This window comes from Pseudomonas sp. FW507-12TSA (assembly GCF_058781435.1).
In genome coordinates this window covers 113,256-121,019 of record NZ_JBYSWT010000025.1, presented here as the reverse complement: position 1 = coordinate 121,019, position 7,764 = coordinate 113,256, and the positions used below count along the sequence as shown (strand labels likewise).

Below are 7,764 nucleotides of genomic sequence, written 5' to 3'. Positions count from 1 at the left end.
GTCTCAACCGAGGCGCGCATTCTACAGCAGCCTCACTTGCTGTCAAGTGATTTTTTTAAGAAGTTTTCAAAGTTTCCCTTGTAACTTCAACCACTTGCGCTTTCGATCTCTCGTTAGCGGGAGGCGAATTCTACAGCGTTACACGCTGCTGTCAACACCTCTTTTTAACCGCTTTCGATCGAGAGGATCGAAACGCTAACAAGGCTACCTTCGCTGCCTTATCAGCTCCTTTCGGGCTTCGATGGACTGAAGCGTGACCGCTGTCGAAATCTTCGTAACTCGTTGAATTTCAAGGAGTTTTTCGTTTCGACTGCGCCGGAAGTGGGGCGAATTATAGACCTGTAGAATCTGCCGTCAACACTTATTTTCATAAATCTGTCACATCGGTCAAAAAAGCTCATAAATGCCAAGGCCGGCCCTCTCGGGCCGGCCTTGGACAGCGTCTTGCTTAAAGGCTAGGGAAAGCGAATTGCGAAGCCTCATGGCTAGCCCGTTGTGGCCAGCGCTGGGTAATGGCCTTGCGGCGAGTGTAGAAACGCACACCATCGGGACCATAGGCATGCAAGTCGCCGAACAGCGAACGCTTCCAGCCACCAAAGCTGTGGTAGGCCACTGGCACCGGCAGCGGTACGTTTACCCCCACCATGCCCACTTCGATCTCGTCGCAGAACAAACGTGCCGCCTCACCATCCCGGGTAAAGATGCACGTGCCATTGCCATACTCATGATCGTTGATCAGTTGCATGGCCTCTTCCAGGCTGTTGACCCGCACGATGCACAACACCGGCCCGAAGATCTCTTCTTTATAGATACGCATCTGCGGAGTCACGCGATCGAACAGGCAGCCACCCAGGAAGAAGCCCTCCTCGTGACCCGCCACACTCAAGCCTCGGCCATCAACCACCAGCTGTGCGCCGGCAGCCACGCCGTCTTCCACATAACCGCTGACCTTGTCCTTTGCCTGGGCGGTGACCAGTGGCCCCATGTCCAGGCCGCAGGAAGTGCCGGCACCGATCTTCAGCGCCTTGATCTGCGGCACCAGCTTGGCCACCAGGGCATCAGCCACCTGGTCTCCCACACACACCGCAACCGAAATCGCCATGCAACGCTCGCCGCAGGAACCATAAGCCGCGCCCATCAATGCACTGACGGCATTATCCAGGTCGGCATCCGGCATCAGCACCGCATGGTTCTTCGCTCCACCCAGCGCCTGGACGCGCTTGCCGCGCTTGGTGCCTTCGGCATAGATGTATTCGGCAATCGGCGTCGAGCCGACAAAACTCAGGGCCTTGACCTCCGGAGCCTCGATCAGCGCATCCACCGCAGTCTTGTCGCCATGCACCACGTTCAGCACGCCCCTGGGCAGCCCGGCCTCATGCAGCAGTTGGGCGATCAACAGCGTGGAGCTGGGATCACGCTCGGAAGGCTTGAGGATGAAGCAGTTGCCACAGGCAATCGCCAGCGGGTACATCCACAACGGCACCATGGCCGGGAAGTTGAATGGCGTGATACCCGCCACGACCCCCAGCGGCTGGAAGTCGGACCAGGCATCGATGTTTGGCCCGACGTTACGGCTGAACTCGCCCTTGAGGATTTCCGGCGCTGCACAGGCGTACTCGACGTTCTCGATGCCACGCTTCAACTCACCAACGGCATCCTCCAGGGTCTTGCCATGTTCCTCGCTGATCAACTGGGCGATACGCGCTTCGTTCTGCTCCAGCAATTGCTTGAAGCGGAACATCACCTGGGCACGCTTGGCCGCCGGTGTATTGCGCCAGGCCGGGAATGCCGACTTGGCGGAATCGATGGCCTGCTGGATGGTCTCGCGACTGGCCAACGGCACTTTATGGATCGCCTGGCCAGTGGACGGGTTGAAGACATCGCTGCTGCGACCGCTATCACTTACCAACTCACCATGGATCAGGTGGGAAATCAGGCTCATGCGCAAACTCCTGGAAAGAGGAAAGGCACAGGCGCGAACCACTTCGCGCCTGCTGCTATATAAGAAGGATCGGATCAGTCGAGCTTGTTCAGCACTTCGCCAACTGCGTCGAACAGACGGTCGAGGTCCTGCGGCTTGCTGTTGAAGGTTGGGCCGAACTGCAGGGTGTCGCCGCCGAAGCGTACATAGAACCCGGTTTTCCACAGGGCCATGCCGGCCTCGAACGGACGCACGATCGCATCGCCATCGCGAGGCGCGATCTGGATCGCCCCCGCCAGACCGAAGTTACGGATGTCGATCACGTTCTTCGCACCCTTGATACCGTGCAAGGCTTTCTCGAAATGCGGCGCGACCTCGGCCACGCTCTGCACCAGGTTTTCCTTTTGCAGCAGGTCCAGGGCCGCCAGGCCGGCCGCACAGGCCACCGGGTGCGCCGAATAGGTGTAGCCGTGGGGGAATTCCACCGCGTACTCGGGAGTCGCCTGGTTCATGAAGGTCTGGTAGATCTCGGAACTGGCGATTACCGCGCCCATGGGGATCGCGCCGTTGGTGACCTGCTTGGCCACGCACATCAGGTCCGGCGTCACACCGAAGCTGTCGGCGCCGAACATCGCGCCAGTACGCCCAAAGCCAGTGATCACCTCGTCGAACACCAGCAGGATGCTGTGCTGGTCGCAGATTTCCCGCAGGCGCTTGAGGTAGCCCTGTGGCGGCACCAGTACCCCAGCGGAGCCGGCCAACGGCTCGACGAACACCGCGGCGATGTTGGAAGCGTCATGCAACTCGATCAACTTCAGCAACTCTTCGGCCAGGGCGATACCGCCCTGCTCCGGCATGCCCCGGGAGAATGCGTTGCTGGCCAGCAAGGTATGCGGCAGGTGGTCGACATCCGCCATGGCCTGGCCGAACAGCTTACGGTTGCCATTGACCCCGCCCAGGCTGGTGCCGGCGATGTTCACGCCATGATAACCACGAGCCCGGCCGATCATCTTGGTCTTGGTCGGCTGGCCTTTAAGGCGCCAGTAGGCCCGCACCATCTTCACCGCGGTGTCAGCACACTCGGAGCCGGAATCGGTGAAGAACACATGGTTCAGGTTGCCCGGGGTCAGGGCGGTGATTCTCTCCGCCAGCTGGAACGACAGAGGGTGGCCGTACTGGAAACCCGGCGAGTAATCCAGGGTGCCCAACTGCTTGCTCACCGCTTCCTGAATTTCCTTGCGTGAGTGGCCGGCGCCACAGGTCCACAGGCCGGACAGCGAGTCATAGACCTTGCGCCCCTTGTCATCCACCAGCCAACTGCCTTCGGCGCCAACGATCAGGCGCGGATCGCGCTGGAAGTTGCGATTGGCGGTATAGGGCATCCAATGAGCGTCGAGCTTGAGCTGACTGGCCAGGGACTGGTGGGCGTTTTCCGGCATGTTCATGGCAAAACCTCGCAAGGCAATGAAGCGGCGTAGGAATGATGCAGCGTTGTTGCGGCTAAGTTGCCACGGCTATAAAGTCGGTGAAATCCAACTTTAATAACCTTCAGTCAGTCGCCTACTAAACTATGAGCCTTCATCGAGCCAGCCCACTGGCGCAAGTCAGCGACTTCGACATCCGCCTCTTGCGCATCTTTCGCAGCGTGGTGGAGTGCGGCGGGTTTTCCGCCGCCGAGACGGTCCTCGGCATCGGCCGCTCGGCCATCAGCCAGCAGATGAGCGACCTGGAGCAAAGGCTCGGCCTGCGCCTGTGCCAACGTGGGCGAGCCGGGTTCTCCCTGACCGAGGAAGGCCGTGAGGTCTACCAGTCGACCCTGCAACTGCTCAGCGCCCTGGAAAGCTTTCGTACCGAGGTCAACGGCTTGCACCGCCATTTGCGCGGCGAGCTGATCATCGGCCTCACCGACAACCTGGTGACCCTGCCCCATATGCGCATCACCCATGCCCTGGCGCAATTGAAGGAACGCGGCCCGGACGTGCAGATCCAGATCCGCATGATCGCCCCCAGCGAGGTCGAGCAAGGGGTACTCGACGGTCGCCTGCACGTCGGCGTGGTGCCCCAGGCCAGCGCCCTGTCCGGCCTGGAATACCAACCCTTGTACGACGAACGCTCGCTCTTGTACTGCGCCGTCGGCCACCCGCTGTTCTATGTGGATGACAAGCAGCTGGACGACCAGCGCCTCAATGCCCAGGAGGCGATTGCCCCGACCTTCCGCCTGCCGGCCGAGATCCAGGCCCGCTACCAGGCGCTGAACTGCACCGCCAGCGCCTCGGACCGCGAGGGCATGGCCTTCCTGATCCTCACCGGGCGCTACATCGGCTACCTGCCGGATCACTACGCCAGCCTGTGGGTACAGCAAGGCCGGCTGCGGGCACTCAAGCCCAGGTCCAGGTTCTACGACCTGAACCTGTCGACGGTCACCCGCAAGGGCCGGCGCCCGCACCTGGTCCTGGAAAGCTTCCTGGAAAGCCTGGCGGCCACCCGATGAGCCGCTGGCTTTTGTCGCGCCAAGGCTTGTCTGTTCAAGCCGGGTAGGCTATCAACGCATAGGCTGTCCCCCCACAGACTCGCTCGGAAACCTCCATGAACCTTGAAGTCCCTGCCCACAGTGCTGCCCACCCAGGCAAACCGGCCAGCCGCATCCGCCAGAAGAACGAGCAAGCCATCATCCAGGCCGCCGAAGACGAGTTCGCCCGCCATGGCTTCAAAGGCACCAGCATGAACACCATCGCGCAGAACGCCGGGCTGCCCAAGGCCAACCTGCACTATTACTTCACCAACAAGCTGGGGTTGTACGTCGCGGTGCTGAGCAACATCCTCGAGCAGTGGGACAGCACCTTCAACAGCCTCACCGCCGCGGACGACCCGGCCGAGGCGCTGACCCGCTACATCCGCGCCAAGATGGAGTTTTCCCGGCGCCAGCCACAAGCCTCGCGCATCTTCGCCATGGAGATCATCAGCGGCGGTGAATGCCTCAGCGAATACTTCAGCCAGGACTACCGCACCTGGTTCCAGGGCCGGGCCAGCGTGTTCCAGGCCTGGATCGACGCCGGCAAGATGGACCCGGTGGACCCGATGCACTTGATCTTCCTGCTGTGGGGCAGCACCCAGCACTATGCCGACTTCGCCAGCCAGATCTGCCGCGTCACCGGCCGCGGCCGCCTGACCAAGCAAGACATGGAAGCCGCTACCAACAACCTGCTGCGCATCATTCTCAAGGGCTGCGGCCTGTCACCTGTGGAAAAAGCCTGAACCCCATGCCTTCTACCCTGGCCGGCCTTTGCGAATACCGCGAGGAAATTCGTAAAAGCCGCTTCATCACCTTCGCCGCACCCATCACTAGTGCCGCCCAGGCCCAGGCCTTCATCCAGACCTACAGCGACGCCAACGCCTCGCACAACTGCTGGGCCTGGAAGCTGGCCGACCAGTACCGCAGCAATGACGACGGCGAACCCGGCGGCACAGCCGGACGACCGATCCTGGCCGCCATCCAAGCCCAGGACTGCGACCAGGTGGCGGTCCTGGTGATCCGCTGGTACGGCGGTATCCAGCTGGGCACTGGAGGCCTGGCCCGGGCCTATGGCGGCGGCGCCAACAAATGCCTGCAAGGCGCCGAACGCATCGCCCTGGTCAACCGGGTGCCATTGCGCTGCGCTTGCAGCTTCAGCGAACTGGCCCTGGTCAAGCTGCGAGTCGCCGATCTGGGCGGCCTGCTGGTCCAGGAAGACTTCACTGCCAACGGCGTGGAACTGCAACTGGCCCTGGGCGAAGAACAGATCGATACCCTGCAGCAACAATTGTCCGACCTGAGCCGTGGACGCATCCTGCTGCAACGCTGAGCCCCGGCTTAGCGCCTGTGCATAACCGCGCCAGGCCACGGCAATTGCCCACATCTACTGTGCACCCGACTGTGGATAACCTGAGCAAATAGCGCTGTAGCCCTTTTGCAACGTGGCTTAGCCGACATTGATCATTTTTCGTCCAAAAGCTTCCGTCGTGGATTTTTTGCACCACAAAACAGCCAGTTAGCTCGGTTTATCGCGCTTGGAAGATAAGCCGGCCAGCTTTATGCCCAAGTTTCGAGCTTGCACACAAATACTGTGGAGCAAGCTGTGGATAACCCGTGCAACGCTGCGTGTACCGCAGGTTGCACAGGGCCTGGGCGCTGCTGCTCACTTTTTGTCCAGCCCCAGGTTCACTGCGGCGAAGGTACCGGCGCAAACCCGTCGTCATGATTATCGGCGCGCACCGGTAACCACTGGGCCACGCCCCAGGCCAGCTCGAAGAACAGGAACACACCGATCAGCATCGTGCCTCCCTGGGCCAGGGCATACGCCATCCAGGTGGCGAACAGGAAGCGTCCCAGCGCGTCATAACGACCGAATGCCGGTTGTGGATCGCGAATCCGCAACAGCGACCACACGCAGACGATCGATCCCATCAAGTTGGCCAATAGCATATGCATCGGCTCGAATGGCGGCAGGTCCCCCGGCAGATTCAGTGCCAGGGCCAACTGCTCCAGCAGCCCATGCAAGGCCAGGAAGCTCCAGGGCGTCACAAAGGCCATGGTCATCAACAGGTCGTACCAACCGCTGGCCCGGACCAATTTTCGGTATTGCGCGTTAGTCCACATCATCAATCGCTCCATGGATTCAAGGAGCGCGCAGGCTAAAGCCTGGAGTATGCTCCAAGGTCAACCCCCTTCGAGTCCCCCTTAATGCGTATCGGAGAATTGGCCAGCGCCTGCGCCGTCAGCCGCGATACCCTGCGCTTCTATGAACAGCGCGGGCTGATCGCCCCAAAGCGCAGCGCCAACGGCTATCGTGACTACCCTCCCGACATGGTCCAGCTGGTGCTCTACATCAAGACTGCGCAACGCCTGGGCTTCAGCCTCGGGGAAATCAGCAGCAGCGTCGGCGCCCTGTGGCGCAGCACCAAGCCGGACCAGGCCGTTGCGCAATTGCTGCAAGACAAGCTCGAGCTGATCGAAACCCGCATCAACGAACTGGACCTCCTGCGCCGCGAGCTGCAACAAAGGCTCGGGCAAGCCTGTCCACTGAATCCCTGATTTTCACTCATCAAGGAGCCTCACTATGTCCACGACAAAAACCGCACTGATCATCGGCGCCTCCCGGGGTCTGGGCCTCGGCCTGGTCCAGCGCCTGCTCGAAGACGGCTGGCAGGTCACCGCCACCGTACGCAACCCGCACAAGGCCCAGGCCCTGCAAGCCCTGGGCAAGGTGCAGATCGAACAACTGGACATGGACGACCAGCACGCCGTGCTCGCCCTGAGCCAGAAGCTCAAGGGCCAGGTGTTCGACCTGCTGTTCGTCAACGCCGGGGTCAAGGGCCCGGACAACCAGCTGCCGGGCCAGGCCACCCAGGCCGAGGTCGGCCAGCTGTTCTTCACCAACGCCGTGGCGCCGATCAACCTGGCCCAGCGTTTCGTCGGGCAGATCCGCCCCAATACCGGGGTCCTGGCGTTCATGAGCTCGGTACTGGGCAGCGTGACCATGCCCGACGCTCCCGAGCTGGCGCTGTACAAGGCCAGCAAGGCGGCCCTGAACTCCATGACCAACAGCTTCGTCAGCCTGCTCGAACAACCATTGACCGTGCTCTCGCTGCACCCGGGCTGGGTCAAGACCGACATGGGCGGCGAAGGCGCCGACATCGACGTGCTGACCAGCACTCGCGGCCTGATCGCCCAGGTCAATGCCTACACCGGCAAGGGCGGCCACCACTTCATCAACTACAAGGGCGAGACCATTCCCTGGTAACCCCGGAACAGGTGGCCGCCACAACCTGCGGCCACCTTCGGCAAAGGCTCTGGAACCAGGCCC

Annotated in this window: 8 protein-coding genes; 5 read left to right on the top strand and 3 right to left on the bottom strand. The window is 61.5% G+C overall.

The window, feature by feature from the left end:
- Positions 1-448 precede the first annotated feature (448 nt).
- Both AC3WK8_RS22465 and aptA read right to left on the bottom strand, forming a co-directional pair.
- Positions 449-1,942, bottom strand: a complete 1,494-nt coding sequence (locus AC3WK8_RS22465) for a CoA-acylating methylmalonate-semialdehyde dehydrogenase (protein WP_085595282.1) — start codon at positions 1,940-1,942, stop codon at positions 449-451.
- Positions 1,943-2,016: 74 nt separating this feature from the next.
- Positions 2,017-3,366: an omega-aminotransferase AptA gene (gene aptA, locus AC3WK8_RS22460; RefSeq protein WP_103325838.1), complete on the bottom strand. Its 1,350-nt coding sequence runs from the start codon at positions 3,364-3,366 to the stop codon at positions 2,017-2,019.
- A 125-nt stretch (positions 3,367-3,491) separates the two neighbouring features.
- Here aptA and AC3WK8_RS22455 point away from each other — a divergent pair, with 125 nt between their 5' ends.
- The 3 genes from AC3WK8_RS22455 (at position 3,492) to AC3WK8_RS22445 (ending at position 5,763) form a co-directional block, all read left to right on the top strand.
- Positions 3,492-4,412, top strand: coding sequence for a LysR family transcriptional regulator (locus AC3WK8_RS22455; protein WP_103325839.1), 921 nt, complete (start codon positions 3,492-3,494; stop codon positions 4,410-4,412).
- Between the two features lie 95 nt (positions 4,413-4,507).
- Complete coding sequence (locus AC3WK8_RS22450) at positions 4,508-5,176, top strand: TetR/AcrR family transcriptional regulator (protein ID WP_085595288.1); 669 nt, start codon at positions 4,508-4,510, stop codon at positions 5,174-5,176.
- Between the two features lie 5 nt (positions 5,177-5,181).
- Entirely contained in the window at positions 5,182-5,763 is a 582-nt protein-coding gene (locus tag AC3WK8_RS22445; protein WP_103325840.1) for an IMPACT family protein, read from the top strand.
- Positions 5,764-6,119: 356 nt separating this feature from the next.
- Here AC3WK8_RS22445 and AC3WK8_RS22440 read toward each other — a convergent pair whose 3' ends face one another.
- Complete coding sequence (locus tag AC3WK8_RS22440) at positions 6,120-6,557, bottom strand: hypothetical protein (protein ID WP_085595768.1); 438 nt, start codon at positions 6,555-6,557, stop codon at positions 6,120-6,122.
- Positions 6,558-6,641: 84 nt separating this feature from the next.
- Here AC3WK8_RS22440 and AC3WK8_RS22435 point away from each other — a divergent pair, with 84 nt between their 5' ends.
- Both AC3WK8_RS22435 and AC3WK8_RS22430 read left to right on the top strand, forming a co-directional pair.
- A complete protein-coding gene (locus AC3WK8_RS22435; RefSeq protein ID WP_022642118.1) occupies positions 6,642-6,992 on the top strand; it encodes a MerR family transcriptional regulator in 351 nt (116 codons plus the stop codon).
- A 25-nt stretch (positions 6,993-7,017) separates the two neighbouring features.
- Positions 7,018-7,701 (top strand): SDR family oxidoreductase, encoded by a 684-nt coding sequence (locus tag AC3WK8_RS22430; protein WP_085595292.1) that lies wholly within the window; start codon positions 7,018-7,020, stop codon positions 7,699-7,701.
- Positions 7,702-7,764 lie beyond the last annotated feature (63 nt).

Bases quoted from the DNA above. Each gene is read 5' to 3' on its own strand.
- AC3WK8_RS22465 (WP_085595282.1), bottom strand. From the start codon at position 1,942: ATGAGCCTGATTTCCCACCTGATCCATGGTGAGTTGGTAAGTGATAGC.
- aptA (WP_103325838.1), bottom strand. From the start codon at position 3,366: ATGAACATGCCGGAAAACGCCCACCAGTCCCTGGCCAGTCAGCTCAAG.
- AC3WK8_RS22455 (WP_103325839.1), top strand. From the start codon at position 3,492: ATGAGCCTTCATCGAGCCAGCCCACTGGCGCAAGTCAGCGACTTCGAC.
- AC3WK8_RS22450 (WP_085595288.1), top strand. From the start codon at position 4,508: ATGAACCTTGAAGTCCCTGCCCACAGTGCTGCCCACCCAGGCAAACCG.
- AC3WK8_RS22445 (WP_103325840.1), top strand. From the start codon at position 5,182: ATGCCTTCTACCCTGGCCGGCCTTTGCGAATACCGCGAGGAAATTCGT.
- AC3WK8_RS22440 (WP_085595768.1), bottom strand. From the start codon at position 6,557: ATGTGGACTAACGCGCAATACCGAAAATTGGTCCGGGCCAGCGGTTGG.
- AC3WK8_RS22435 (WP_022642118.1), top strand. From the start codon at position 6,642: ATGCGTATCGGAGAATTGGCCAGCGCCTGCGCCGTCAGCCGCGATACC.
- AC3WK8_RS22430 (WP_085595292.1), top strand. From the start codon at position 7,018: ATGTCCACGACAAAAACCGCACTGATCATCGGCGCCTCCCGGGGTCTG.